Origin of the sequence: Vibrio sp. V42_P2S4T144 (genome assembly GCF_009904715.1) — a bacterium.
GTDB lineage: Bacteria > Pseudomonadota > Gammaproteobacteria > Enterobacterales > Vibrionaceae > Vibrio > Vibrio alginolyticus.
In genome coordinates this window covers 53708-80042 of the sequence record NZ_WXWS01000155.1, presented here as the reverse complement: position 1 = coordinate 80042, position 26335 = coordinate 53708, and the positions used below count along the sequence as shown (strand labels likewise).

The window sequence follows — 26335 nt, the reverse complement described above, 5'->3', positions numbered from 1 at the left end:
TTGTTACCCTCCTGATGGACATTATTGTTTGCCCATCAAAAGGAGGATGGCGAACTTCCCGCCATAAACTGAATGTACAAATTCTTAATAACAACCCCTTTTAAATCAGAAGTTTCCATTCTGATTAACTCTGATTGGGACCAAAAATCCCCCGTCGAAATGGAAGGCTCAGACGATGACCAATTGATGATCAAAAATTTCATCCGTTTTCATGGTATGACCCCCGATGGACGTATTGCCCAGCTCCCTGAAATGACGCCAATGAGTGCTCATTACTCATTCACCACCAAAGCGGCGACAGAGCAAGGCTTCACCATTAAGTTTATTCAAGGTGAGCAAAAACCATACCCGCACCGTGATGTGGTGTTTGATAGCGCGGAAGATGACGAGCCATCGTTCACCACTAAACCGCAATCATTCAAACTTCAGGACCGATACCAATTCCAAGGTTTGCCGATTTCCATCGAAAACAAAGCAGGCACCAAGCGTGCCGGCGTGGACCCAGATGGTAGCGAATGGTCCGTCGCAATGCATTATGACTACGGATACATAAGATCGACCAAAGGCACCGACCAAGAGGGTATTGATTGTTATATCGGGCCAAACCGTAAAGCCAATCACGTCTACATCGTCAAACAACACGCGATCGAAAAAGTGAAGCAGTGGCCATCGAAATACTGCCCACAGTGTAAAGAGCACGCGCAAGACTGCGCCTGCCCTGAATTCTTTGATGAAGACAAGGTAATGCTGGGCTTTGATAACAAAGAGCAGGCGAAAGCGGCTTACCTCAAGCAGTACGATTCCGATCTGTTCTTGGGGCCGATCTCTACGATGCGTATTGAAGACTTCAAAGAAGCGATCGCTGCGGCGGCTGGTGATGAGTTGGACTTGCCATTGCAGTTCGTGCATGACCATGCCGTTTTAGATAGCGCCACAGATGAGCAAATCCAAGCCCTGCAAAGCGCAAAAGATATCAATGAGTTAGAAGCTATTTTTAACCAGATATTCCAAGCGGCCAGTCATGATGGCGATCGTGAGTTTGGCTTGAAGGCCAGCGGCGTCAAAACGCGAGAAACGATCAACAGCAAAGTAAAAGCGATCGTTGATCGAATAAAAGCGGCGAATTGGGACACAAGCAGCCTGACAGCAGAAGATTACGATCTGCTTGTGCAATATTCTGGCCGTGGCGGCTTGAGTGAAAACAGCCAGTATGAGTACTACACACCGACGTACATTGCCGAGGGATGCTGGGACTTGCTGGGGGCAAATGGGTTTGATAACGGTAACGTCTTAGAGCCGTCTGCCGGTGCCGGTGTATTTAATGCTACCAAACATCAAGGCGTGAAGATGACCGCAACGGAAATCGATCCGATCAGTTCTGCCGTCAACAAGATACTTCACCCAGAAGACAACGTATTTAACCAGTCATTTGAGAAAATGGCCGTTGAGTCACCAGATAATCACTTTGACTCGGTGATTGGTAATATCCCATTCGGCAGTGCCCGAGGCGCTTCTGCGCACGACGACCCCGATCATAAGAGTGAAAAGCTCATCGAGCGCTACTTCATCAACCGTCTGATCGACAAAGTGAAGCCAAGCGGCCTGTTAGTGCTGGTGGTACCGGTCAATATTGTACGTGAACGTGGCAAAGTGTGGCAGAAATGGCGCGCGAAAATCAGCAAGAAAGCGGAATTTCTTGGTGCGCACAAGCTGCCAAGCAAGACGTTTGGCAAGCAAGGTACGGGTGTTGTTACCGACATCATTGTGCTGCGCAAGCACTCTAAATCAGCCGCTGAGAAAATTGCTCAACTTCCAATGGAGCAGCTGCAATCGTCCAACGTGCTTTGGGATACCTTTATTGAAGGCAAATGGTGGGAGCGCGACGGCAAGCCGTTTATTCACGGTAAGTTTGTCCCTAAAGATGCCAGCAAAGTCCGTGATGATGACAAAGTGATCCGTGATGCCAGCGTGACCGATGCAGCGCTCAAGCGCAAACTGGCGGCGAAATTCCACTCCCGTATCGACAGGGAAGCGCTCGATACCGCCGAGCCGGTGATCAAGAACTATGTCGAAGGCGACCGTCGAATGATTGATGAGCGTATGCACGAGTTCACACGCGGCAACTGGGAACCGGTTGACACCCTGCATGGGACCACAACAGCCATTGATGAGAAAAAGTATGGCGTTGCCTCTCTCGAAGCGCTGAAAGGGCTGCTTGAGAGTAATCACGGCCTGATGTCACTTTCGGTTAAACAGGCGTTTGCTGCGATGAAGGCATGGGGCCATTTATTTAGCAAACCGCAGAAGCAGGCCATTGAGTTTGCCATGACGCAACCCAGTGATGAGTATCGAGAGCAAATCTTCCGAGGCTCACTGATTGGTGCTGATTTGGCGCGTTTCCAAAATGACACCAACCAAGGCAACTGGGACGCGACCGAGCAAATGCGACTGCAGGAGCTGGTGGCCAATGAGATCAACAAATACGGCCATCCAAAACAAAATAAGGGGCTTATCCTCGCCGGTGAAAGCTCGCGCTATTTTGGCGTGTTCTCAAACGCGATGGATGAAAACGGTGAATACTCCACCTTGCTAACCGGTGATGTCAGCACGAAAGGGCTGTCATTTGACGACACCAATCCTCACGCTATCGTTGAGCACCTATACCTGCGTGAAGGCATGATGCATATTACGCTGGAAGATGTGCAGCAGCTGTACAAAGGCAAGACGCCTATCCGCTCTTTGTCGGATCTGGCTGATGATAAAAACCTTGCTGTCCACCCTGACGGCCTGCTTATGCCAATGAGCCGTTTTTGCTCTGGGGATGTGTATCAGAAAGTGCTCACCCTGAGCCACGCGCTCAATATTGAAACCGATCCGAAACTCAAAGCGAAGTACCAACAGCAGCTGGAAGAAATCGAGCAGCGTCGCCACAAAACCGCGCCAGAAAACATTGCGTTCTCGATGCGCCACAAGTGGATTGACCGCAAATACGTGCTGGAATTTATGCACGAAAAAGGCTACTCAAACCTTGATTACCTTGTCGAGAAAAAGCAGGTCGCTAAAGACGATGATACGGGCGAAAGCTACGTTGAAAACGTTCGAGAGCGCGACACGAGTTCACCGTTTGGTGAGTTTGTGGGTTACGACGATACCCAAGGCTTCAACAAGCAGCTGAATAACTGGCTTAACGGTGGCAACGTCACCAGCTCGAAGCAAGAGTATATCGAAGAATACAAAGAGCGTGTTTCTCGCTTAGACGAAGAGTTCCGTCTCTGGATGCAGCAGCACCAAGACATTGATGATCTGACCGAGCTATATAACCAGAAATTCAACTCATACATCCCGTTTGAACACTCAGATGCGGATTTGGGGCTGGAAGGCGTCAGCGCCATGGTTAAGCCACACGGCTACCAGTGCTCCGCTGTACGTCGCCTGTCTGAAGATGGTTCGGGCATTCTCGGGTTTGATGTGGGCTTGGGTAAAACCTTCAGTGCCTTGGCATTGGCCGCCTACAACAAGCAAATGGGCCGAGCCAGTAAGACTCTGATCGTCGTACCTAACTCAGTGCTGGCGAACTGGTACCACGAAGCCAAGATGTTTCATGGCAATCTGGATAACGCTTTGTTCGTGGGCTTTAAGCCAAAACTGGACAAAGAAGGGCAAATCCAGCGTGAGCCAGTCAAAGACGAGCAGGGCAATCCGAAAAAGAATAAGCATACAGGTGAAATTGAATATCAGGATACGCTGATTAAAGAGAGTGCCGAAGAAATCTTCGACAAGATGCACCAGATCCCACAGACGTCAAAATCACTGGTCGTTATGACGTTTGAGAAATACAAAGAGATTCAGATGCGCCCTGTCAGCAAACACAAATATGCCGACAAGTGGGTTGAGAAATCGCTTATTTCCGACCAGATGGCCGCAAGTACCGTTGCTGGTGATGATTTCAGTCTGGGCAAAGGCAAAGACAAGATCAGTTACAAAGAAGCGGTACGAAAAGAAGCTCTGCAGCAGCGCTTCCTTGAAGATGGCGGACACAAAAAAGGCGAATACCCGTACTTTGAAGATATGGGCTTTCAGTCAGTCATTATTGACGAAGCCCATGCATTTAAGAACAGCTTCAAAGCCGGCGATAAAACAGGGAACATTGCTTACCTGCCCAATCCGACGGAATCCCAGCGTGCTATCGACATGGCAATGAAGATGGCCTACCTGCGCGACCAAAACGAAGGTCGAGGCCCTGTGCTGTTGTCCGCAACGCCTGTCACCAACTCGCCGCTTGAGATTTTCAACATGCTGTCACTGGTGCTGCCGGTAGAAGAGTTTGAAAAGTTCGGCGTTTACACTGCAGACGATTTTGTCCGTGTGTTCGGCAAGGTAGAAACCGTTGAGAAAATGACGGTGAAAGGCGAAATCGTACAAAAAGACGGTCTGGTTGGCTTTCAAAACTTGGATGGCCTGCGCAACCTCTTCCACCGCTACACGCTCATGCAAAACGCTGAAGACGTGAATCTGGCCCTGCCGGATGCGCCTGAGTCTCATGAAAGCGTCGACATGACCGACGCACAAGAGTCGGCCTATGAAGCGCTGCGAGAAGAGGCCAAAGAGGCCAGTAAGCCAGCACGACAGCGTAGTGCGAACGCTCGCGCTCTATTTGCCGTGATGCGTGATATGGATAAAGTCACAACGGATATGGACCTGTTCAATCAGACCATGACGTTCACTTTCCCTGTATCGAAAGCGAAAGCAGTCGATCAACTCATTGCCTCGCTGCCTGCCTCAATCGAAGCCGAGCGCCTTGAACAAACCGAGGACGGGGAAGAGGTTAAGCGTAAGGTATCCATCGAGCTTGATTATCAGCGCCACGAAGAAGGGGAGTCTATCGTGCTGGTGGTCCCTGACGTTTATGAGCAGGCAGTGCTTGACGGATTGAATGATGCAGCCATCAAGCTGTCAGATGTCGGCCACCCGTTAACGCCTAAATACGCCAAGCTGATCGCCAACCTGCAGGCAGAGCTGGAAGTAAACGGTAAGCAGATTGTCTTTACTGAAGAAAAAACGCAGCACCATAAGCTCAAGCGCATCATCGTGAACCAGCTGGGCGTTGATGAGAAGCAAATCGGCATCATCAACGGCTCTGACGCTGCCGGCGCGAAGCTTCAGCGCATTGCTGACTCTTACAATGCCGGTGACATCAAAATCGTTATCTGTAACAAAAAAGCGGAGGTCGGGGTTAACCTTCAGAAAGGAACCAGTGCGATTCACCACCTCACCCTGCCGTGGACACCAGCCTCTATCCAGCAACGCAATGGTCGTGGCGTCAGACAGGGCAATACCGCTTCTAAGGTCAGCTTGTATTACTACCTTGGTAAAGGCTCGTTTGATGGCTACCGCCTTGATCTGCTTAACAAGAAAAAGAGCTGGATGCGTGACTTGTTCAACGGCACTGAGTCAGAAGCTGTCAACGGCAACGCGATCGATAACGATGACTACCTTGATATGTTCGAAGCGGATCCGGAAGCGGCTAAGGCAAAACGCATGGAGCGTCTGGCCCAGAAGCAGGCAGAACGTCGCCGTAAATCGGATTTGAAGTGCGCGGTCGATTTGTCTCAGGTCATTGGCCTTCGAAGCCAGTTAGCCAACTGGGAAGCCGACAAGGCAGAAGACTATAACCGCTTGGTTGAGCGAAAAGACAAGGCGCAAGCTTCTCTGTCGAGACTCAAGGAAAAGGGCGAGGATAGCGGCAAAGCTGAGCAAGCACTGGCGCGAGTCAACAAGATGCTGCAGGAGCACGAAACCAAGTGGCAAGATGAAAAAGCGAAACTGGAATCTCGCTTATCACAACGCCTGACCTTCCTGAAGCAAAAAGCGAGTGCCGGCGAGCTGCCTTTTGACAGTGGCATTATTGAAAACCCAGAAACCGCCATCGTGGCACGGGATGGCAGCGTCCTGACCGTCGGTGATTATCTGGAAACGGATTTCGGGGCCATTTTACGTATTGAGCAAGTCGATCAAGCTACCCGATCTGTGCAGTATTCGGTACCGATCGGCAGCGTGTCTTACTACTGGTGGGGGCGCCGTAATGGCGAACACATGAAGGCTGAGCTGGATGCTATGCCAGAGGGCTTGAAGCGCGTGTCTTTGACCGACGATGAAGTGAGAGTGAAGCAAATGTTGTCCATCACATACTCTTACAGCACATTGCCGAAATTGAAGAAAGATCAGTTTGTGAAATACCGTGATGAACTTCAGCTGCAGGGCTACGGTAACTTCCTGTTCCGTGTCGATGGGCAACTGGTACTGGCCAATGCGGATCAGCATCCAAAAGAGCAACTGGTGTTTCCTGATACCACTGACAATGCCCTCAAGCGTGAAATTGCACTGCATTACCTGAAACTGCGCCGAGAAGATAAATCTGTCTTTGCATGGCGCGAAGTGGTGAAGCCGTTCTTTGGTGATCACTACGAGCAGGAAATTGCAGAGTACGGTCACAAAGCCTCTCAGGCTGAAGTGCTGTCCATTTGCGATCAGGCATGGACCGACTACCAGCCGACGCTGGCTGAAGGTATTCAACTCTCGGCATCGCTCAAGACACAGCCTGAAGCTATCGCTAAGCATCAAGCGTACCGATACGCCCGTCAGGATTTCCAAGAGCAGCTCGAAGACAGAGCGGCAGAGCTGGGTGATAACCGCATGGAGATCAACCGCTGGGTGCGTGAGTTCGTCGCAGGGTTGGAGAGCAAACTGCTCGATGACGCAGAAGCGGCCAAACGACAAGCGGCAGATGCTGAGCTGGAAGAGCTGAAGCAAAACCCAGCATTCAAAGCGCTGCCTGAAGAGGTGGAAAAAGGCTTTAGCGATATCGGCATCACTGCCCGATATAACTATAAAGACGTATCTATCCCTCGCAATGGTCGCTACCGTGCGCGAACGCTGCCGGCTTTCCAACATTTCTTCCTGCAGGATAGAAATGGTAAGGCAGGCAAGCTCTTTGCGGCAAAAGACATTCTCAAAAACCGCTTTGGTGCTAAGTTCTGCACTGCCGAAGGGGATTGGGATGGCAGCTGGTGGTACTTCCCTGCCAGTGTTGATGTGGCAGAGGTGTATGAGATTATCGCCTAACACCTAACAGGTATCAGACAAATACTTATTTAACACTCTTAGGGTATCTGCTATATTGTAGATACCCTATGGCAAGGAACCATAATCATGAAAATTAAAATCCCAACACAAGCAGAGCTGAAGCCGCTTTACGATGAGGCGGTAGAAGGCCAAACAGAAGCGCAGTGGATGGAAACCTTTCTCGCTGCCGTCGCAAAAATGCTGCGTAAAAACCCACTTTGGTACCGCGCCTACGGGATATACTGGTGGAGGCTAAAACAAATGCTTATAGAGCGTGATCTGATTGCGTCTGATTTTATTGATGCTGAATGGGCAGAAAAGGTCCAGTACGAACAGCCGGCCTATCACCTGCTTGCCGCATTTGCCTATCATGATGAACGTCAGGATATCGGTGCTTTGGAAGATGATACGCACGTTATTGAGCTTGAGGATGGCGCCATTGACAGCTATGTGCTGATTGACGAAGACTTTGAGCTTGTTGCGGTCGCTAACGCCATATCTTAATGCATTAAAGGGGTATCAATTCGATACCCTTTTAATATTTCTCTAATACCTACCTTAACACCATCAACAAATCTGTGTTGATGCGCCCCTGATCGCCCCTCGTTACTCTCTCGATGTTAATTAACAGGCGAGAGAATCATGGCTGAGAACAAAAAGAAAAGGAGTCTGCTCTCACGATTATTCCATGCAATGGTAGATGATGACCAAAACGGTCATTTAGAGCTGGCGGAATCGGGTTTCGATTATGAAGACGCAGGGAAGGTGGACGAGCTTCTTGGAAAAGAAGGCGCACACTCTGAGTCAGAGACCGAAAAGCTCATCGAACCATTTCCACGGAACCGTCGTGCAGGCTACTTGAGATTTGAAGAGATGGCCGTCGATCCAACCATCGACAGCGCTCTAAAAATGCACGTCGCCAACGCTCTATCTGCCAAAACGGATACGGGAGAGATACTGTTCATCGCTTCCACAAAGGATGGAGGCGACGACAAAATAGTCAAAGACCTGAGAAACACTGTAGGTCGCTGGCTCAATGATAACGCTGAAGCGGTTGCCTTTCAGGCGGCCAAATACGGGTTAAGTTACGTTCGCCCTTACACTGAGCCGCAAAAAGGGATCACTCATATTCGGTTTGACCATTACACCCATCCAGCCCATATCCGCTGTTACGAGCGAGCGGGGCTTTTGTGTGGTTACACATCCAAGTACCAACGCAGTCTTGAGAAAAAAGGCATGGTTGAGCTAATGGAGCCGTGGAAATTCATTCCGTTCAAGATCCCGAAGTGGGACGGTCACGGCAGCACGCTGATTGAACCGGTGCGCCTTAACCCTTTGGCGTTTGATATCAATGACGATGATTACCTGAATGAAGAGCCGATCGAGACGCAAGACTACGGTTCGAGCCTACTACGTTCAGCTTATGATCCATGGGTAGATTTAAACGAAGCCATTCTCTCGCTTAACTCAGCGCGGAAAAATGCCGCCAAGCGGGACCGGTTTATCACTATTCAGACCGGTAAGAAAAACCCAACGCTGGCCGCTCAGTATTACAACACCATTCTGGGCGCTTTGAAGCGAAAGTTAAACCTGTCTGCTAAGCGCTCAGCCAAGCGTGGACATATATCAACGATCGACAACCATATTCTGCCTGTTACCGCTGACGGCTCTGGACAGGTCAACATTCAGACCGAGCAGTCCGACGTCAATATCAGCCACATTGAAGACGTGAACTTTCATGTGAATCGCTTGTGTAGTGCCTTGGGCGTTGATAAGTCCCTTGTGGGCTTTACCGAAGACATGGCCGGCGGACTCGGTGAAGGTGGCTGGTGGACACAATCTATGGTCGCGGCCATCAAGGCCAATCTGATCCGTCGAGCGATTAAAGCAGGCGCGGAACGACTCTGTGAAATCCATGTGCTGATGAAGTGGGGCAAGGTCTACACAGAATCGGATAAACCATGGCGAATTGAGTTCAACAGCCTGAACAACGTGCTGGAACGCGAAGAAGCAACGGCGCGTGAGTCACGGATTAACTTTGCTATGTCGGTCGTCACCCTCATGCAAATGCTGGATCCGGAACTCAATAAATTCAATTTCAAACAAACCTCAAACTGGTTGTTTACCGACGTATTGCGAGTGAACGAGGAAACCTTCAAGCAGCTCATTGAGGCTGCAAAAGAAGGGGACAAGGATGAGGTCAACAAGGTTCTGGACTCGGTTTCTGATCCAGATAGCCACAATCAACTGAAAACGATGATTTACAGCTGCATTGCAGAGCTGATGGGAGAGGAAAATGTCTAAGAAAATCCTGCAAAGTATCACCTGTACCTTCAACATTTTTGATACAGGTCGAAAGTACACCGGCAAACAGCGCGGTTACATTCTGGATAACGTCAAATCGGTCCTGAACTCGCCAGAGGTACAAGAGCGATTGCGTTTGCGTGAGTTGGTCGGTTATGTGTCACATGGTTTGCGAGAAATGGCCGGCAAGCTCACGCTGGGGGAAACGTTACCGGTTCACCTTCCTAATGGGCAGATGACCGTGGTTAATGCTATCCCCGCCTGTGTCACCGTGTCGCTGTCACTGGATGACGACGGCAACCTGACTCACGTTCAAGAGGTGCTGGACAATGACGAGGGACGTAAGCTGCTTGGCCTGCATAACTCTCGTATTGGTGGCTTCTCGTGGGCATGTGGCGGCGGCAAGCTGGGTGGTAATACGCTTATCAATGGTTTTTATGGCTTCGATTACGTGCATAACCCATTATTTGCGGCCAACCGTGGCTATGTGCTGGATTCTGAGTCGTCAGAAGAGGAATTTGACCGTCAGGCCGTCCTCGATAATTTGAGTAGTGCCGGCGTGCCGGATGACGAGCGAGAAATGGTGCTTGATTCGTTCAATGCGGCCATTGCCTTTGAGTCGGCCCAGTACAAAGGAATGCTGCTTGATGCCCAGCAAGTGATTGCCGATCAGGACGAAAAAGCCCAAGAGCTGCAGCAGTTGTTAGACAGTGCTTCTCAAGAGACTGAATCCCTGAAGTCTGAAAAGACCAGTCGTGAGCAGTTTTTCAAGCAGCTCCAAGAGCGTAGTCATATTGCAATCAGCGATCAGGTTCTGGATGCGCTGATTAATGCGGACAGCGAAGAGAGTATGGAAACCGTTCTGCAGATGATCATGGATACGGCCAATATCAGTACGCAGCACCTGCCAATTGCGCCACACAAGAAAACCTTTGTGAAGCAGCAGCCAGATTCAGCCGATCAGGCGGATAAGGACGATCCATTCAGTATCAACGCTTCGATGGACGCAGGCTATTACGACTGATGCCTTGCCAGACCGCCGCTGGCGAAGCCAGCGTGTGTTCTGAAAGGGCTTTAGGAACTTTGTTCCTATGTTAATAGTATGGTTTTATCCCAAAAAAAAGGAGCCAACCGGCTCCTTTTTCAAGCGTCTTTTTTCTTTTGCTCTTTGAGCGCTTTCTCTATCAGTTTGTTCATGCCTTCAGCGATCAGCACTTGGCAAAGGTGCTTGCGGTTCGCGTACTGTGGGTCCAGTTCTGCCAACTTGGTGCCCCATTCGCGGTAATACTCGTTCAGGTTGATGTGAACCGGCTTCTCTGAAGCTTTTGTTTTGTCAGTCGCTTCTAAAACTTCATACCATTCCAGTTGAGCTTCTTCGTTTGACTGAGAGCCTACGTCACCGTTGATGAAAGCATCGGCGTCTTTTTTGGCTTCTTGGTTTTTACGGATAGGTTCTCTAAATCGCTTTTGTTTGTCAGCCATTTGCTTTCTCCAGTAATTCTTCAACTAAGGCGTTCATTTCTGCCTTCGCTTTTGCATCGCTCATTTCTCTTACGCCTCGGCCAGTAGCGTAGGCATCGCTGTAAACGACTCGGTTGTATGCCACGGTGTCAAGCACACCCATTGAGCTGAATTCTCGTAGTGTGTTTTTGGTGAAAGTAATGTCTTGCTCTCTCGCTGTGTGGGTCGGGGCAATCGAGACCATGCAAAACGCTTTCAATTTAGAGTTGAAGTCCATGGCAGTATCAATCAGATCTTGTACTTCCAGAATGCTATCCCTGTGGTCCTGAGTAGGACGGAAAGGGGCAAGTGCAATGTCAGCTGCTAACAGGCCGCTGCGCATTTCTTGTGTACGTGTTGGGTCAATATTTCCCTGCACATCCACAATCACATAATCATATTTGGTATCCAGCTCCTGCAGGGTTTTAGTGATCTTCCCTTTTTTCTGGACACAGAAGATTGCAGGTTCAATACCTTCTTCTTCACGGTAGGCGCCAAAGTTGGCAGTTGTACCACCTGGGTCTGCATCAACCAGACAGACTGAATGTTGACGGTGTGCGAGTTCTACGGCTAAGTTTTGAGAGCAAATAGACTTCATTGCCCCCCCTCTTTGCCCAAAAACCAAGATAATCATGAGCATCTCCTTCTTTTGTGTGGGCTTATCATAGCACATCAAAACCAAATTGATACCCATGCGACACCACAAAAACACCTAGTGGGTATCTGGTAGATACTTTATTGGTATTTTGATAAAAAATAGAAAAGAAAAATTTGATTGATTAGGCGAAGCCGATCGTGTGGGGTTGGTGGGTAACTGCGTGCAGTTATCCACAAATCCATGCGATAGATCCCAATAATAAGATCCCTTTTTAAGTACCAAATAGATCCTTTAAAAGATCCCTACCTCATTAAAGCCTTGTGTGGCCTGCCTTTCAGGCTATGTCGGTGTATTCTAATTGGGTTGCGGTGTATTCTAATTGGGTGGTGGGTGTGTTCTAATTGGGTTTTAAGGTGTATTCTAATTGGGTTTTAGGGTGTATTCTAATTGGGATAATAAAAACGAAATGTGGACGCTTTTGTGAATAAAACTAACGATAACAATGCCTTTTTCCCGCCTACGGAGTTTATCGAGGCTGAAATGCCTAATTTGACGTGTAACACTTCAACGAGTGTTCAACCGAATGTTCTGTTAAGGACTGGGGTGTTTGCACCTGTAGGTCGACGAAATGCGACCAAGTTCGTTGATATGGATCTTTCTGAAGATTTAAGGAGTCTTGAGCTTTGCCAGAAGGAGGGGTACGACAGGGTAAGTGTTAGAGGTGATAAATTAAATGTAGAAACAGACTTTAAAGTTTGGTGTGGGATTGTTCTGGCTTTCAGTACCTACGGTGCAAAATCGAACAAAATAACCTTGAAATTTAGTGAGTTTGCTAAATTTTGTTCATACCCCAGTCGTAGGTTTGATAAGAATCTTAGACGCCAAATAGGCGAATCATTAGGTCGTATTCAGTCACAGAACCTCTCCTTTGTACGAAAAGGGGCTGCTAAAGGGGTTCATACTGGCCTGTTGTTAAAAGCTGAATATGATGAGTTTGAGGACTCTGTTTCTTTGATGGCTGATGAAAGTTTGTGGGATCTTTACAGGTTAGATTTCCAAGTCCTTGTTAGCATCAAGGTCTTGGATAAGCTGCCACGAGCAGAGGTGGCTCAATGCCTATACCTGTACTTTGTAGCGCTTCCTGAAAGGCCAGTTCCGGTCTCTTTTGAAAGGCTAAGGGACCGACTGCAGTTAAATACGTCAGTAAAAGAAGCAAACAGAAAAATAAAGAATGGGCTGCAAAAACTTGAATCTATTGGCTTCCTGTCAGGAAATATCGTCAGGAAAGACGGTGAAAGCTACTACATCGTATCGACAAGAAACAAAAAGCTGATAGCTGAGAGTGTATCCTAATTGGGTAAAGGTGTACTCAAAGTGGGTAACGGGGCTGGTAAGTAGGGCAGGGTGTACTCTAATTGGGTTTTATGATGGGTAGGTTAGATATATCTATGCTCCTTGAAAGGGTAAAGCCCAATTAGAATACACCTCATGTAGTCAAACAGGGTATTAATGTGGTTGTATGGGGGGTGGCATGTAGTCAAACAGGGTAAGTTACCCAATTAGAATACACTTTCTTACGTGTTTTCTGTGCCCGAGGCGAGATTTACCCGTTTTAGCTACATCAAAATCGACTTATCTTGCCTTTTCCCCGATTCAACTACATCTATCCCGTTTTGACTACATCAAAGGCCAACGGCTTTGGGGTAGTAAGGCTGGAGTCCATCCATGTAGCGCCTGAATTGCTTCTTAGAAAAGCCTCTCAGGGCGATCATTTCAAACGTTTTCCCACGACCGCTGCCTTTACAGCTAATTGAGCGCCTCACAGGCGTTTTGTAGACGGTAAAACCTTCTTCCCGATAGATATGGGTTAATTCAGGCAAAAGCGTGTTGGTGGCGATTACAGCGCCGTCATAGCCGCCAAGCATGTTGACTATACGTTCTTGTAAGTTCTCGTTTTTGTCTTTGGTGTAGGCATTGAAGGTTTTCTCATACGGAGGGTCGATCAGGACTAGCTGAGCGTCAGTGATGTCCACCTCTGAAAAACAGCCACAGTTGAATGTCCAGTTCTTAGCAACTCGCATGAACTCTTTGGTGTCTGGCGGGGTCGCTATCCCCTTGTATTCACCAAACGGCATGTTGAACTTGCCAGCTCGTTTGCTCTGGCGCACAAGGCCATTGAAAGAGTGTTTACACAGGTACCAGAAAAGACCAGCCTCCCTCTCACCCAGAGCCTGACCTGATAGCAGAGCGTTGTTTAGTTCTTCTCGGGCCGCATAGAAAAAATCGGCTTCCAGCAAAAACTCATCTGGGTTGATTTCGTATCCATTGGACAGTTGCTTATACAGGTTGATAAGGGCGGGGTTGGCGTCATTGAGTATGACGTTATCGAACTCATAGTGCAGTGAGAAGGCAGCCGATCCGGCAAACGGTTCTACGACTCGCTCTGGGCTTATGTCATTGACGATGCGCTCTGCGCGTTTGGCGAGCCATGTTTTACCGCCGGCCCATTTGATTAGTGGTTTCATGCTATCCCTTTTTGTTTCTGTTCTTCCCAAATTGCGGGTGAAATATGATGGCCGCGGCTGCTTCTCGTGGGTTTAACTTGATAAATTCACGTTGAAGGCAAGCTACCTCCTGATTGATGTTGGCGCCATGATTGATAGAAATGGCGTGCAGCCCTGCCAAGAAATGAAGTTTGTACTGAGAGGAAAAGCGAAGTAACAGATCATGAAAGCCAAGCGTTTTGATGCGCTGCATTCTTCGGTAGCGTTGCTGGTGGTCCGACATTCTGCCTCCATTCACAGTTAGTCAAACCGTGATCTGTACTTCTCATGAGTCTGTTGCTCGTAATGCTCATTTAATCGCTCTTCCCAGTCTGGGTAGATGCCTTTGAGCGTCTCGTTTTCTTTGCTTAGTCCGCTGCAGTGCGAGCCAAGCTGTTTAATTCTGTCGGTCCTTTGGATCAGGGCCTCTTTAAACCACTTTGCTATTGCGATTGGATCGCCGGTGTAGCCCAAGCCATCACAGTGAACACACTCCCATGTAGTAGAAAACAGACCTTTCGTTTCCCCTTTGCCGTTGCAATGAGGGCATGTCTCGGGTGCTTGTTCTGTTTTGTTGCTGGCAAGCTCAATTGCGGCATCTACCAGTGAGCGCTTATTGTTCATCAATGAGCATCAATCCAAGGGAATGAGCGGCAAACACCTCGGCCAGAGCGCCCTTTGATTCCATCCAGCCGCGCAAACGGACCACAGCATTTGAGACAAAGAGATCAGATAGGCTCAGTTTCATGTACTGGTCGTAACTCAGACCTTTGGGGTTTCTTGCTGGGTTGAGCGGGATATGGCCGGCTTCCTGAATCATGTCTTCAATCCGGAAGAATTCAGGGTGGTTAAAGTGTCGGTACCCCGTCATCGGGCCACTGATGTAAATCGTGAGCCTTCCCGCATCTTCTTTTAATTGCTTCAAATTTTCTAAAGTCAATTCAGCGCGGCACGTTACGTGGGCAATTTCAGGCGACATCCAAAATCCCTTTAAAACAAAGTGGTGGACAGAAATTAACACTTTGATGTATGTTAATCAATAGCGTAATTAAAAACGTAATTATTAGCGTAATTTAATACGCTTTAACTAACGGTGACGAGTAAGTTGGTGATTGGTAAGTGTGCATCCTTCATGTAGCATGGCGATAATCGTCAACTAGATAACAAAATTGATGGATATCAACATGCTAAAAAACGCTGAGGTACGTGTTCTGGTCATACTCAAGAAAGAGAAAAAGAACACGATTGCCATGACCGACCTCACTCGACGCCTTAATGTCAATGCTGGTATCAAAGCCGCAGAGAAAAACCAGATACTTGAGTCGCTAAAAGAGCAGGGCTTGGTCGCTGTTGAACGCAAACAGATACCGGCTATGCGTCGAACTCCCACCCTGATCACGCTGACCGAGAAAGGAAAGCAGGTGCTCAAAGGTATTGAGTCTGGTGATATCGAGTTTGAAACCTGATTGATCTGCGAAGTTTTGATCCAGTCGAGAAAAGATTAAACAACATTTTTTTGTTGTTTCTCGCCATCGCTAAAAACGGTAAACAGTGCACAACAAAAAGATAAAAGTTTGTTGTGGCAACTAAAAGTGCTTTTGAAGTAAGCGCGAGACCACGACTTAGCGGTGACGTTGGAAGGCTGAAATCAAAATGGACAAGACCGAGACAAATCAAGAGCGTGAAATCTCACTCAGAAAAGAAGAGCAAATTGCGTGCGCCATCCTGAGAGGCGCAAAAACCGCAGATGTCGCGGCAGTAAACGGTATGAAGTATGCCGCTTGCCGCGAAATCCTTCATAAATATTGCCGTCGTGTTAATGCTCAAGCCTATGAGCAGATTAACATTGATGCCGCCAATAAAGACTGTCACAGCCCATTCCTTGAACAGCTTCGAGAAAACAAGCACCAGTTTATTTCCCAAACTGCACCTCGTGATCCTGAACAACTTCGCCGCGAAATCGAACAGCAAAGCGAGCGCTTGACCAGCGCTCAAATCACGCTGCGCTCAGAACGTACCATTTTAAGCCAGCTGGAAGCCGAGCTTGCGGCGGCGACTCAAAAAAATAATTAACACCCGAAGAAAGAAGGATCCCAGAATATGAAGCCAAAAAATATCATGGCTTATCGCTTTTCTCGGGCAGTTCAACTCACTCCCGACCAATTAAGTGAGCAACTGTCTGAATTTGCATTCGTTCCATGTGGGGAACAAGATAAGCGAAAGTTTGGATGGGCGCCTGTGATGGGCAAACATAGTGATCAATTACTGCATGTTGGTGGTGATTGGCTCCTGCTTGCCGCTCGTCTCCAAGAAAAGATGCTGCCAGCCTCGGTGATCAAAGAAGAAGTCAACGAGCGCGTGACTATGGTGGAATCACAAGAGGGACGACCGCTAAAGAAAAAAGAGAAGGACAACATCAAAGAAGATGTTGTTACCGATCTACTGCCTCGTGCTTTCAAGCGAACCAGCACAACGTATGTTTGGATTTGCCCTAAGAAAGAGCTGCTTTTTGTTGATGCCAGTAGCTTCAAAAAAGCGGAAGATGTTCTTGCCCTGCTAAGAAAGACAATTGGTTCTCTGCCGGTTGTTCCTGTCACCTTTGAATCTGCTATTGAATTCACACTGACTGAATGGCTCAAAACTGGCGAAGTGCCGAGCGGTTTTTCATTGCGTGATGAGGCCGAGTTAAAATCCATCTTGGAAGATGGCGGTCAAATCCGTTGTAAGAAGCAAGAGCTGACGTCTGAAGAAATCCAAACCCACATTGAAGCTGACAAGATGGTCACAAAGCTGGCTATCAACTGGCAGGATCGCTTGGATTTTATTTTGTCGGATGATGGCAGTCTGGCAAGGCTCAAGTTTGCAGATGAGCTGGCCGATCAGAACGATGATATTGCGAGAGAAGATGTTGCTCAGCGATTCGACGCCGACATGGTTTTGTTTGCCGGTGAGTTTGATGCCTTCCTACCTCAACTATTTGAAGCTCTTGGCGGGGTAGCGAAATGTCAGTAAAGCTAATTGAGAAGCCGTGGGCAAAAGCCGTTCGATGCCTACCGAACGAATTAGCTCGTTATGCGCTATTTACTGTAGGTACATCACAGGAGCGTCGCTATTACACCAAGCCGGTTTTATTGGGTCTGATTGATGGCAGTCATGCACCCATGGAGCTGCAGTTTGTCGGGCCAGAGTTAAGACAGGATGATCTGGACGTTTTTCTTGAGCTGCTCCACTATGCGCGTGACGCCGATTTATCCGGTAAGCTCAAGTTTAAGCGTGCTGAGTTAATGAAGTCTTTAGGCTGGGCCAGAACGCCATTTTATTATGAGAGATTGCTTCAATGTATGCGTCGGCTTAGCCAGTCCAACCTTGAAGGTTTGATCACTCGTAGAGACAATGGCGACTTGATTCAACATCGTTTCAACTTTAATTTGGTAGATTCGTTCGAATATAAAGACGTAAATGGTGCAATGGCTCGCTTTTGGCACTATCGTTTACCGGTGGAGTTGGTGAAGTTTTTCACGGCTTCAGGGTTTGCGAGAATCGATCTAAAACGACGACAGGCGTTAAAGAACAATCATATTGCCAAGTGGTTGCAGTTTTACTTTGCCAGCCATAAGGCAAACAACAAGTACGCCGTATCAGTTGAAAAAGTGATGCATAGCTGTGGTTCCAAGGCGAGCGATTTGAAAACGTTTCGTCAAAAATTGAAAGCAGCGCTTAAATTGCTCAAGGCAGCTGGTATTGTAGATGCCTACATAGATAAAGATTCAGATCGGATTTTGCGTAAGTAACGCTCACGCTGTTCGGATACAACGCCCCAATGACAGGGGCGTTTTTGTTGATAAGGTCATATTGTGAATTGGATATTCATTGTTTTTAACCTCATTCCTTTGTTGCTTGGCTGGTTTGGATTTTCAGCCGGCCAGCCAGAGCTGGTGACTATTGCTATCGTGGTTATAGCGGCCCGTGCGGCGCTGGTGCTGTTTACGGTACCCAAGATGTACATCAAGTTTCAAAAATCTGATCAGCTGACGCGACGTTATCATCGGCAGCAACTCAAAAAGCCGGCGGTGGTATTCATCGTTTCATTTATCACGCTTTGGTCGCTGGTGGTGTGGGGTGAAGAACTGGTGCTTTGCATGGTCGTGCTCAGCACGGCCATGTACCACGGCATGAGAAATCACATCGTCAGACACTCCTACTAAGCAGGTATTGAAACATGAGCGGCATTCTCGAAAGAGGGTGCCGTTTTTTTATGTCTGAAAGGAAATAGACGTCGCTGCTTGGGTTTGTGGAAAAGCTGTTTATATACAGTGGTATAAGTAGTGTATATACAGTGGAATTAGGCCAAAAAAATGCATAAATCGAGATACCAAAATGCATAAGTTGAGATACCCGTTTGCATAAATCGAGATACCAAAACGCATAAATCGAGATACCCGTTTGCATAAATCGAGATACTAGCAAAACATAAATCGAGATACTAGAATGGTTCATTTTTCCTTTAAAAACATATTGTTATGTTTTAATTCTGGTTCAACTTTCGAGGCCAACAACCATTTTATAACCATATATAACCATTCTATAAGCCATCTTATAACCTATTAAAAAATAAAAATAATAAAGGGTTCTCTTTTTTGTTTTCTCAAAAACAATGAAAACCACGATAAGGAAACACAAAGTGATCCCAGTTGATCTTTGTTCTTTTGAGGGTGTTTCTCGCTCTTCATTGGCTACCTGCCAGCTTTTAAGGTCATGATGAATGTCATTGCATTGCTTTTCAGTTATCGCGCTCTGTGTGCTTCTCTGGCGTTATTTATTGACGGCTGACTTAATAGGAACTCTGTGCCTATAATGTAAGCGTTAAGGGAGGGCTACGGCATGAGTAAACCATTTCAAGTTTATTGGAGTGAAGACGGCCATATAACAAACAAGGCTAATTGGTTGCACTGTGTGGAGACAGACGATCCAGTGCGAGCTGAGCAGATGTACTTCAAACTGTGTAAAAAGATGCTTGGTAAGCAAGGATATGTGTTCCTGCAGTCAAGTGATCCTGACTTGGTGCCTTATGGGCGATTTAATACCGGATCTGATATTCGCTGGAATGTGGACCGCGAAGAGCAAGAGGTTCGTCGGTGGATAGTTTGGGCTATGCCCCAAGAGATCCCCTATAAGCGCTGGAAGGCGCCCACTACGTACATGGTGAAAGGGCTAAAAGCGGCTATTTTGCTTCGTTCTGGTGAAAAGATAGGGTGCGAGATATCCGGTGAAATGATTGGGCGGGTGTTGGGGCGCAGTTCTCGTGGTATTCGTTACTGGATAGCGGAAGAGGGCGAAAACCGGAGTATTGATTACGCTAACTGGCGTTGTTTGTTAGAAATGGCTGGATTCAAGAATAAACCGATAGCAACCTATCTGTGAAATTTGGATCTTATGACGGAAACACAACTGGAAAACTTAGCCAAGGCCGGTAATGCGCTTGCCGGTCAGGCGTTGAGAAAGTATCGGCAAGCGAAACAGCCTCAAATGACGAACGGAAAGCCTCTCAAAGCCGTTCCAGCGAAGCGAAAGGGTGATAAAGGCCCCAGTGGGTTAGAAATGTCGTTCGCTACGCAGATTAAGCAATCAGGGCTTCCTACGCCACGCTGGGGGAATGACGAGTTAAAGTTTCACCCTAAGCGCCGATGGCGGTTTGACTTCGCGTGGGAAGATCACAAGGTGGCCGTAGAGATTGAGGGTGGTACCTACAGTCACGGGCAAGAGCGATTTGACTCAGGCAAGGGGAAAAAGGTCACTCAAAAGTCGAGGCATTTAACGCCTACTGGCTTTCATGAAGACTGCATCAAATACGGTGAGGCTGCGATATTGGGCTGGTGTGTGATTCGTGTGGATGCGAAGATGATTAAAGATGGTTCAGCGCTTGCTATGCTTGAAAGGGCGCTAAAAAGCAAAGTATCTACTGAGTGTTGATGAAATATCTAGAGGGTATTGAGTTGATACCCCTTAGATACTTAGTTGGTGTTTTCTTCGAGCAGGGCGTTTAGCTCTGTTTCGTCAGTAATGCGCTCATTCTTGATGAGCCAGTTTACTAGGTGCTCGTATTCACCGTCGTTCATGGTTCTGAATCGAGCGCTTTCTGGGGTGGTTCGCCAAGCCCAAATCGTGTTCACGCTTGTTTTGTAGCAAATATCAGCAACGTCTTGCGCCTTCAGCTTAAAATGTTTCTGAATTATCTTGAGTTTTTCGTTATTGGTCATCAAAGAGTTCCGTCAGTGTTTCGTAGAAAATAACACTCAGGCGGTACAAAGTACAGGTTATCGCTGAATGGCGGTCATTTGGCCGCAGTGTTGGCACTTGCAACGCATTTTATTGCGCGTTTTTTCTACTTTCTCCTGCATTTCTTGCCATCGCCAATAGAGCTGAGAGTTTTTATTGGCCAGTTGTTTCAAAACCCACATAGGGCTTAATACTTCCCCGCATAGGCCACATGCTACCGTGTCGTTGGACTCGTTGATTTTGAAGTCACCGTGCTGACATTCAAGTCGGTGTCGGTATGTTTGAGTCTCTTTGAATATAGGCTTGTCTGTGGGTGGCTGCTTGATTCGCTTAAACTCAACAATGTTGTCGTTGTCTTCCATCATTACTCCTTTGCTCTGGTACCCTCACCGATGAGGGTACCAATCACGGTATGGCTTTATTGACAGGTACAGGCTTCGGCTTCGCCGTTGTGAAGCGCTTTGCGGTTAAATTCGACCTCTGCTAACAGATCGACCAGCTCTTTGTCTGAGTTCTGCTGGTAGCCAAGAGCTTTAAGCAGAGAGCTTTTGAACATGTTTTGCTGCTCATTTGCCATATCAACTACGCTGTGGCCCTTAGTAACGGCAGTGATCAGTGCGGAAGTGATCTCAATGAAATACTCAGCTTCATGTAAGGCATCGTATAGCGCGTGATGGAGTGGACCTTTGCGCTCAAGGGTGTATTTAGGGTCGATGCCAAGCAGCAAACGACCAAGCAGGCAGGCTGTGCGCAGTGACTGGTTGCCTCGGAATTGCCAAGGTTGCTCGATACCGGCTTCTTCATAGGCATGTGACAGGATAACGTTGTCAAATTCCGGACCATTCCCCATGACTTGCGCCTTTGTGCCTTCTGGCGTGTTTTCTTTGATGTAGTAGGCGATCTGGTGCAGCGCTTCAGGCAGCGATAAACGCTCATCATTTTTGGCCGGTGAGAACAGTTCTGCGTAAGCCTCTGGCGACTCTTCCTTTTGTCGCTCCCAGAATGCCATAGTGCTATCTGGTTGGTCGATGGCGTCTTTGATGCGGTTTTCTTGGTCTTCATCGCTGATCAGCATGTAGGTTTGATTGAGGATCCGGCGCTGGTAAATATCAACGGTCACTACAGCGGCTGAGAAAATGTGTGCGTCGGGGCCTTTCGCGCCGGTTTCAATGTCAGTGATATGAATCACAGGGCTTGATTTGATGGTCTTTAGGTACTCAAGTGTCGGTAAAATCATAATTAACCTATTCGTAGTAGTTAACAGGGATGCTCTGAGACATCCCTTCGATGTCTGTTATGCTGCTTCCGATTTGCCAAACTGCTGGTTGAAGGCTGTTTGCAGTCGGTGAGCAAGCAGAAAGTCTTTTTTGTCTACAGCTGCCTTAATTTTACTTTCTAGGCTTCTGGTGGCTTTTTCCCTAGAAACTCTCACGTTCAGATCAGCTGGCTTATCCGTGTAGATTTCGAAGTTGGCCTTGTTATAGCGATCCCATTTACCAGAAAGAATCCACCACATGTTGTTGATGTTGTACATAGCTCGACCATAAACCCAGCGCCCTCTATAGTCCCGAGTCCAAACCATAGAGCCGTGCTCTATTTGATTTCCGTCTGCTGACTTAGCATTGTATTCGCTGATCCCTTGTAGGCTCTGGTCCCATATGTCAGAGCCGTCACGGTGCCAACTCTCGTCGTAGTCTTTTTGCACAAGGTCTAGGCCGGTATGTCGCTTTGGAAACAATGGGCGTGCGTTATCCATCAGTGTGTAGTCGTGGTATTTCGTTAAGAAGTTGATGATTTTGAGCTTGGTGGCTCTAAGTCGGCAAAGCTGGCGATAAGGCATCTTTGACTCTTTATCAAAGATATGTCGTCCGCCGTGGGAATTGTCGGCAGTGTGGTCGACAACGTTCTCCCAAAACTCGATGTCCACTCCAACGCCGCTGGCGCCAATTTCAACTTCCAGACCGTCTTTAATGCCTTTGCGGTGCTTTTCTGCAAATTTCGATCGGCCTTTCTTTTTAACGCCGCGAAAGCTTGAGTTTTCTTCCAGCCATGCGTAGTCATCATAAGGAACGTGGAAGGCCCAGCCCTGTGATTTTAGGTAAGCTACCAGTCTTAGAACAATTTTGGCTTTGAGGATAGGCTCTGCGTCAAAGCCGTTTTTAAAATCGCCTGTATCGTCATTAACTTTAATCTTGGCATCGCTAATGCAGATTTTTCCCTTTCTACGAGTATTCATGATCTTCTCCTGCTGGTGGCTGCGACGTATGGCCGCAGCCCGTTGTTGGTTAAGCGGCTTTAGGCTGGCGGTTTAGGTCAGACCAACTATCGTGTTGGCGTTGCCATTGCTCGACCAATTGTTCCAGTTTGGAGTAGATTTGCTTCACGGCAGCTTCGCCAAAGCCCTTTGCAGCGGTGCCGGCTTTGTCTTTGACGATGGCACGCAAGCGGTGTGGTGGAATGTGAAGCACGCTGTATAGGCTCTGGAATCCGGCATTGTTCAAAACTTCTAAGTGTTTCGGGTCCAGCTGGGCATCTTCCAGATAAGTTTCTTTCGCCCACTCCATGCGCTCAATTAGGTGCGGGTGGGTGATCTCGATGCGATTAATGATGAGTTCGTGCAGTGCATCATGGATATCAGTCGGCCAGCGGTCGGCCAAGTAGTCACATGGCGGGTAGAATGGCTGCAGCCAGTCAGTCACTGAGACGGTGATATTCAATCCGTGATTGGTTTTGACTTCGTAGTACCAATCCAGATCGTTAATGATTTTGATGGTTGATGCCTCTGGTCGGAAGGACAGGCCGTATTCAAAGACGTGGATGTAACACTTCAAAATGCCGTCGGTACCCACAAAAACCTTGTTGATCACGTCGCCGTCTTTGTGCATGAGGCGAGAGCGAGCTTCGTTTAGCTCTTCGGTCAGCTGGGTGTTTGTCTGAACCATGACGTTCTTTTTCGTTTCAGCGTCCACCAGCTGGTTTTTAAGGTCACGGATCTTGGTGCGTTGCTCTTCAAGCAGCTTTTGTTTTTCGTCGTTCTTTTTGCGCTGAGCAGCGATACGGGATTTCATTTGTTCCGGCTGCATGGCCTGAAGGCGTTTCAGTTCTTCCAGTTTTTCTTTGACATTGGCTTGGGTGACTTTGGCCTGAGCTTTTTCTCGCTCGGCTTCTGCAGTAGCCTGTTTGGCCTCAAGCTCAAGTTCATCAAGGTTAGAGCGAAGTTCTGAAAGTTCACGCTCTGTGCGTGTTAAGTCTTCCTGAGTCTTTTCAAGCTCATCACACAACGTGTTGAACTCATCAACCTCTGTGTTGTATTGCTCGATAACCAATTGCTCAGCCTGATCAATCATAGTGATGGCGGCATTGACGGATGTGTGTGCGAGACCTTCAGTTTTGTCTGCTGCAATACCCAGCTGGTAACGTGCAGGGTTCAGGGCGGACTGCAGGGCGGTTGCTACGGTGCTTTTTTCTGTTGTCATTCTACTTCTCCTTCAATCTTTAAACTCGGTAGTAATAAACTAAACGGGGCGGGGCTTATGGCTGCATAGAGCGGTTGATTACGCTCCAAACCTTGTCGACATAAACCTCTAACTTCTGGTCGATGCGCGTGAGCTTTGCTTGCAGCGATTTCTTGAGGCGCATAGAATAGGGAACTGGTTTACGCATTAAATAACAGTGAGCAGCTAACAGGCGCTCTGAGCGTTCCATTCTGGATAACTGTTGATTGTCCATTGTTGGGATCCTTCTTCCTGTGTGGTGTGTAGACTATGGCGTATCAATCTTTGGTCGGGGCGATACGCCAACCTTTCAAAACTTCGGCTTAATTCTGAGCTTGAATCTCTTACCGTCGGCCTTTTTGCCGGTCAGATTAAATTCACTATCCATATCATCAGCCAGCCTTTGAGCATCAGCGTGGAAGTCCGCGAACTGGTGTCGTGTCAGGTTATTGGCTGTGTTTCCCTGAAAATGCGCTGAAAGCACGATCACCTTGTGCTTCCCTTCTCCGTTTGCATGTCTTTGTAGTGTTGTCATCAACATTTTCCTGTTGTCGATAGTTAGAAAATCTGGTGTTAACGTCACCGAGACAGTTAGCGCTCTTCGTGCTAACGACGCCAATATATATCTAAATCCTGTACAATGTACAGGATTTTTTTAAAAAGGTTGAGCCAAAGACAAAAGCAACTCAGCCAATTGGGACTCTCAATGCAGACACTTACAGTCAGTTTTTCTGAATCATCCGTTAAGCGAGCGCTAAAAAACGCCGAAGGCTACGAAATCAAGGTTTCGTCAAAGCCCACGGTATTGTTGCGTCCGCATAAAGGGTTAGAGAGGGGAACTTGGTATCTGCGTAAGGGGGAGAAATATCACCCGCTTGGGGTGTATCCGGTTGTGCCGGTCTCTCTCGTAAAAGAGCGCCTGCCTCACATCGTGTTTGACCTCTCGATGAATCCAGACGCTAAGGTTGAGATTATCAGTGGCTTCCAGAAAGTGACGGATTTACTCAGCTGGTACTGTGAGCGTGCTCAGTCTGACCGCGAGCTATCCAAAAAGCGCAAGGCGACGGTGAAGTCGGTGATCAACAAGCACCTGATCCCCATGTTGGGGGATAAGCTAATTGACGAGCTGAATCATGCTTGCATTGATGATGCGCTGATCTGGCCGCTTCAAAGCAAATACTCCCTGTCCAATGTGAGACTGATATTTTCTGCATTGAAGGCCGCTTTCAAGCTGGCCGCTAAGCAGAACCGTATCAACGCTAATCCACTGGCTGACCTGCAATTCACCGATTTCATTCAGAAACGCATTAATCCCAAAGATGCCCAGATCAGGGCCGCTGATATTCCGGCGGTACTGGCGGCGCTGGTGGACTGCCACTACAGCACCAGAATGCTGATTTTGATGATGCTCCTATTTGGTACCCGCATTGGTGAAACCCGTCAGGCTAAGTGGTCCCATATTGATGATGATTATTGGCACTTACCGGCAGACCATACCAAAACCAAGCAATCTCACCGCTTGCCATTAACTGAGCCGGTGAAAGCGTTGCTTGATGCATACCGCAATACCCAGAAAGCGAAGGGCTACACGGGGCAATTCCTCTTTCCTAATGATGATCGTAGTGGTCAGTGCGTGCCGGCCAGTACGGCGAGCACTCAAATTAAGCGTATTTCCTCTGGGAACTGGACCGCTCATGACTTGCGAAAAGTGGCGCGAACGGTGTGGGCAGACCTGGGGGTGGATTACATGGTAGGTGAAATGCTGCTGAACCATGCCCTGAGCAAATTGGACAAGACCTACATTCATACTCACGTCGAACACAAGATGAAAGAAGCCCTCAGCCAATACCACGACTGGCTGAAAGAGCAGGGCCTTTCGTTCTAAACCCCTCAAAATTTCATATCAATTAAAATAAATCCTGTACAATGTGCAGGATTTTGTTATATGGTGTTTCCAATTTCCAAAAAAGGAGTGTCGAAATGCTGTTAAATGAATTGCCTATCCACCTACTTTCTCTGCTGTCAGAGCACAAAAAAGCCACCGGTTACGAGCTAACCAAAATGATGAGCGAAAGCCGTCTGTGGCGTGCATCCCACCAGCAAATTTACCGTTCACTAAACAAGATGGCCGACGATGGCTTTTTGGTGTTCAAAGACGATCCACAAGAGGGCAAGCCAGACCGCAAGGTCTATTCGCTGACTACCGAAGGGATCGCCAAGTTCAACGAGGCGGTAGAGAGTGCTACCCCTTCAATCAAGTCATTACACAGCATTCGCACCATCATGCTGAATGTAGGTAATCAGAAGTACTTTGAAGAGCTGCTGGAACAGCTGAGAGCTGCCATCGAGAAAACAGAGCAGCTGCTTGAAAAAACGGAAAACCCGTCAGAACGAATCGCTATGCAGCGCGAGATTTACATCAACCGTGCTGAAGAAAGCTATTGCGTGGATGCCTTGGCATACCTGCAAAGCCATAAACGTTTGGCTGCGTAGTTCAG

The 26335-nt window shown here is 47.8% G+C and carries 27 protein-coding genes; 14 read left to right on the top strand and 13 right to left on the bottom strand.

Annotation, left to right across the window (positions count from 1 at the left end):
* The first annotated feature begins 186 nt into the window (after window positions 1-186).
* The 4 genes from CAG68_RS05510 to CAG68_RS05495 all read left to right on the top strand — a co-directional run bounded on the left by CAG68_RS05510 (window position 187) and on the right by CAG68_RS05495 (window position 10450).
* The gene (locus CAG68_RS05510) at window positions 187-7122 is read left to right on the top strand and encodes an SNF2-related protein (RefSeq protein ID WP_161440891.1); all 6936 of its coding nucleotides are present in this window, start codon (window positions 187-189) and stop codon (window positions 7120-7122) included.
* Window positions 7123-7209: 87 nt separating this feature from the next.
* A complete protein-coding gene (locus tag CAG68_RS05505) occupies window positions 7210-7626 on the top strand; it encodes a hypothetical protein (RefSeq protein WP_161440890.1) in 417 nt (138 codons plus the stop codon).
* 138 nt (window positions 7627-7764) lie between these two features.
* Window positions 7765-9426 carry a portal protein gene (locus tag CAG68_RS05500; protein WP_139045304.1) on the top strand — a complete coding sequence of 554 codons (1662 nt, stop codon included), beginning with the start codon at window positions 7765-7767 and terminating at the stop codon, window positions 9424-9426.
* Window positions 9419-10450, top strand: a complete 1032-nt coding sequence (locus CAG68_RS05495; protein ID WP_050548984.1) for a hypothetical protein — start codon at window positions 9419-9421, stop codon at window positions 10448-10450. Before CAG68_RS05500 ends, CAG68_RS05495 begins: the two co-directional genes overlap by 8 nt.
* Window positions 10451-10569: 119 nt before the next feature.
* Here the strand turns inward: CAG68_RS05495 and CAG68_RS05490 are convergent, their stop codons facing one another.
* A complete protein-coding gene (locus CAG68_RS05490; protein ID WP_012219946.1) occupies window positions 10570-10908 on the bottom strand; it encodes a hypothetical protein in 339 nt (112 codons plus the stop codon).
* Entirely contained in the window at window positions 10901-11560 is a 660-nt protein-coding gene (locus CAG68_RS05485; RefSeq protein ID WP_012219858.1) for a nucleotide-binding protein, read from the bottom strand. The genes CAG68_RS05490 and CAG68_RS05485 overlap by 8 nt, the downstream gene beginning before the upstream one ends.
* Window positions 11561-12004: 444 nt before the next feature.
* On the opposite strand from CAG68_RS05485, the gene CAG68_RS05480 reads away from it, so the two are divergent.
* On the top strand, window positions 12005-12877 hold the full coding sequence (locus CAG68_RS05480) for a RepB family plasmid replication initiator protein (protein WP_052728865.1): 873 nt from the start codon (window positions 12005-12007) through the stop codon (window positions 12875-12877).
* Between the two features lie 329 nt (window positions 12878-13206).
* Here the strand turns inward: CAG68_RS05480 and CAG68_RS05475 are convergent, their stop codons facing one another.
* Genes CAG68_RS05475 through CAG68_RS05460 form a run of 4 tightly spaced genes read right to left on the bottom strand, consistent with a single transcriptional unit; the run spans window position 13207 to window position 15046 of the window.
* Window positions 13207-14049: a DNA adenine methylase gene (locus tag CAG68_RS05475; RefSeq protein WP_046376528.1), complete on the bottom strand. Its 843-nt coding sequence runs from the start codon at window positions 14047-14049 to the stop codon at window positions 13207-13209.
* A gap of 1 nt (window position 14050) precedes the next feature.
* Entirely contained in the window at window positions 14051-14311 is a 261-nt protein-coding gene (locus tag CAG68_RS05470; protein WP_161440889.1) for a hypothetical protein, read from the bottom strand.
* 17 nt (window positions 14312-14328) lie between these two features.
* On the bottom strand, window positions 14329-14691 hold the full coding sequence (locus tag CAG68_RS05465) for a hypothetical protein (RefSeq protein WP_020195293.1): 363 nt from the start codon (window positions 14689-14691) through the stop codon (window positions 14329-14331).
* Window positions 14681-15046: a DUF4406 domain-containing protein gene (locus CAG68_RS05460; protein WP_012219888.1), complete on the bottom strand. Its 366-nt coding sequence runs from the start codon at window positions 15044-15046 to the stop codon at window positions 14681-14683. Before CAG68_RS05460 ends, CAG68_RS05465 begins: the two co-directional genes overlap by 11 nt.
* A gap of 205 nt (window positions 15047-15251) precedes the next feature.
* Between CAG68_RS05460 and CAG68_RS05455 the strand changes: the two genes are divergently transcribed.
* The 7 genes from CAG68_RS05455 to CAG68_RS05425 all read left to right on the top strand — a co-directional run bounded on the left by CAG68_RS05455 (window position 15252) and on the right by CAG68_RS05425 (window position 20037).
* Window positions 15252-15533, top strand: a complete 282-nt coding sequence (locus CAG68_RS05455; RefSeq protein WP_012219889.1) for a hypothetical protein — start codon at window positions 15252-15254, stop codon at window positions 15531-15533.
* Window positions 15534-15720: 187 nt separating this feature from the next.
* The gene (locus CAG68_RS05450; protein ID WP_012219921.1) at window positions 15721-16140 is read left to right on the top strand and encodes a hypothetical protein; all 420 of its coding nucleotides are present in this window, start codon (window positions 15721-15723) and stop codon (window positions 16138-16140) included.
* Between the two features lie 27 nt (window positions 16141-16167).
* Window positions 16168-17079 carry a recombination-associated protein RdgC gene (gene rdgC / locus CAG68_RS05445; RefSeq protein WP_031847591.1) on the top strand — a complete coding sequence of 304 codons (912 nt, stop codon included), beginning with the start codon at window positions 16168-16170 and terminating at the stop codon, window positions 17077-17079.
* A complete protein-coding gene (gene trfA, locus CAG68_RS05440) occupies window positions 17070-17858 on the top strand; it encodes a plasmid replication initiator TrfA (RefSeq protein WP_020195212.1) in 789 nt (262 codons plus the stop codon). Before rdgC ends, trfA begins: the two co-directional genes overlap by 10 nt.
* A 63-nt stretch (window positions 17859-17921) precedes the next feature.
* Window positions 17922-18272: a hypothetical protein gene (locus CAG68_RS05435; protein WP_012219877.1), complete on the top strand. Its 351-nt coding sequence runs from the start codon at window positions 17922-17924 to the stop codon at window positions 18270-18272.
* Between the two features lie 676 nt (window positions 18273-18948).
* Window positions 18949-19488 carry a hypothetical protein gene (locus CAG68_RS05430; protein ID WP_083135860.1) on the top strand — a complete coding sequence of 180 codons (540 nt, stop codon included), beginning with the start codon at window positions 18949-18951 and terminating at the stop codon, window positions 19486-19488.
* Between the two features lie 12 nt (window positions 19489-19500).
* On the top strand, window positions 19501-20037 hold the full coding sequence (locus tag CAG68_RS05425; protein ID WP_139794966.1) for a hypothetical protein: 537 nt from the start codon (window positions 19501-19503) through the stop codon (window positions 20035-20037).
* Window positions 20038-20078: 41 nt separating this feature from the next.
* Here CAG68_RS05425 and CAG68_RS05420 read toward each other — a convergent pair whose 3' ends face one another.
* The 7 genes from CAG68_RS05420 to CAG68_RS05390 all read right to left on the bottom strand — a co-directional run bounded on the left by CAG68_RS05420 (window position 20079) and on the right by CAG68_RS05390 (window position 24372).
* Window positions 20079-20324, bottom strand: coding sequence for a hypothetical protein (locus CAG68_RS05420; RefSeq protein ID WP_012219916.1), 246 nt, complete (start codon window positions 20322-20324; stop codon window positions 20079-20081).
* A 57-nt stretch (window positions 20325-20381) separates the two neighbouring features.
* The gene (locus CAG68_RS05415; protein ID WP_139045306.1) at window positions 20382-20708 is read right to left on the bottom strand and encodes a hypothetical protein; all 327 of its coding nucleotides are present in this window, start codon (window positions 20706-20708) and stop codon (window positions 20382-20384) included.
* Window positions 20709-20761: 53 nt separating this feature from the next.
* Window positions 20762-21580 (bottom strand): 3'-5' exoribonuclease domain-containing protein, encoded by an 819-nt coding sequence (locus CAG68_RS05410; protein WP_161440888.1) that lies wholly within the window; start codon window positions 21578-21580, stop codon window positions 20762-20764.
* Window positions 21581-21637: 57 nt separating this feature from the next.
* Complete coding sequence (locus tag CAG68_RS05405) at window positions 21638-22579, bottom strand: hypothetical protein (RefSeq protein ID WP_161440887.1); 942 nt, start codon at window positions 22577-22579, stop codon at window positions 21638-21640.
* 49 nt (window positions 22580-22628) lie between these two features.
* A complete protein-coding gene (locus CAG68_RS05400) occupies window positions 22629-23819 on the bottom strand; it encodes a hypothetical protein (protein ID WP_161440886.1) in 1191 nt (396 codons plus the stop codon).
* Window positions 23820-23874: 55 nt separating this feature from the next.
* Complete coding sequence (locus tag CAG68_RS05395; RefSeq protein ID WP_012219907.1) at window positions 23875-24072, bottom strand: hypothetical protein; 198 nt, start codon at window positions 24070-24072, stop codon at window positions 23875-23877.
* Window positions 24073-24147: 75 nt separating this feature from the next.
* Complete coding sequence (locus CAG68_RS05390; RefSeq protein WP_020195220.1) at window positions 24148-24372, bottom strand: hypothetical protein; 225 nt, start codon at window positions 24370-24372, stop codon at window positions 24148-24150.
* A gap of 171 nt (window positions 24373-24543) precedes the next feature.
* Here CAG68_RS05390 and CAG68_RS05385 point away from each other — a divergent pair, with 171 nt between their 5' ends.
* Window positions 24544-25722, top strand: a complete 1179-nt coding sequence (locus CAG68_RS05385) for a tyrosine-type recombinase/integrase (RefSeq protein ID WP_046376533.1) — start codon at window positions 24544-24546, stop codon at window positions 25720-25722.
* Window positions 25723-25817: 95 nt separating this feature from the next.
* Window positions 25818-26330, top strand: coding sequence for a PadR family transcriptional regulator (locus CAG68_RS05380; RefSeq protein WP_161440885.1), 513 nt, complete (start codon window positions 25818-25820; stop codon window positions 26328-26330).
* Window positions 26331-26335 lie beyond the last annotated feature (5 nt).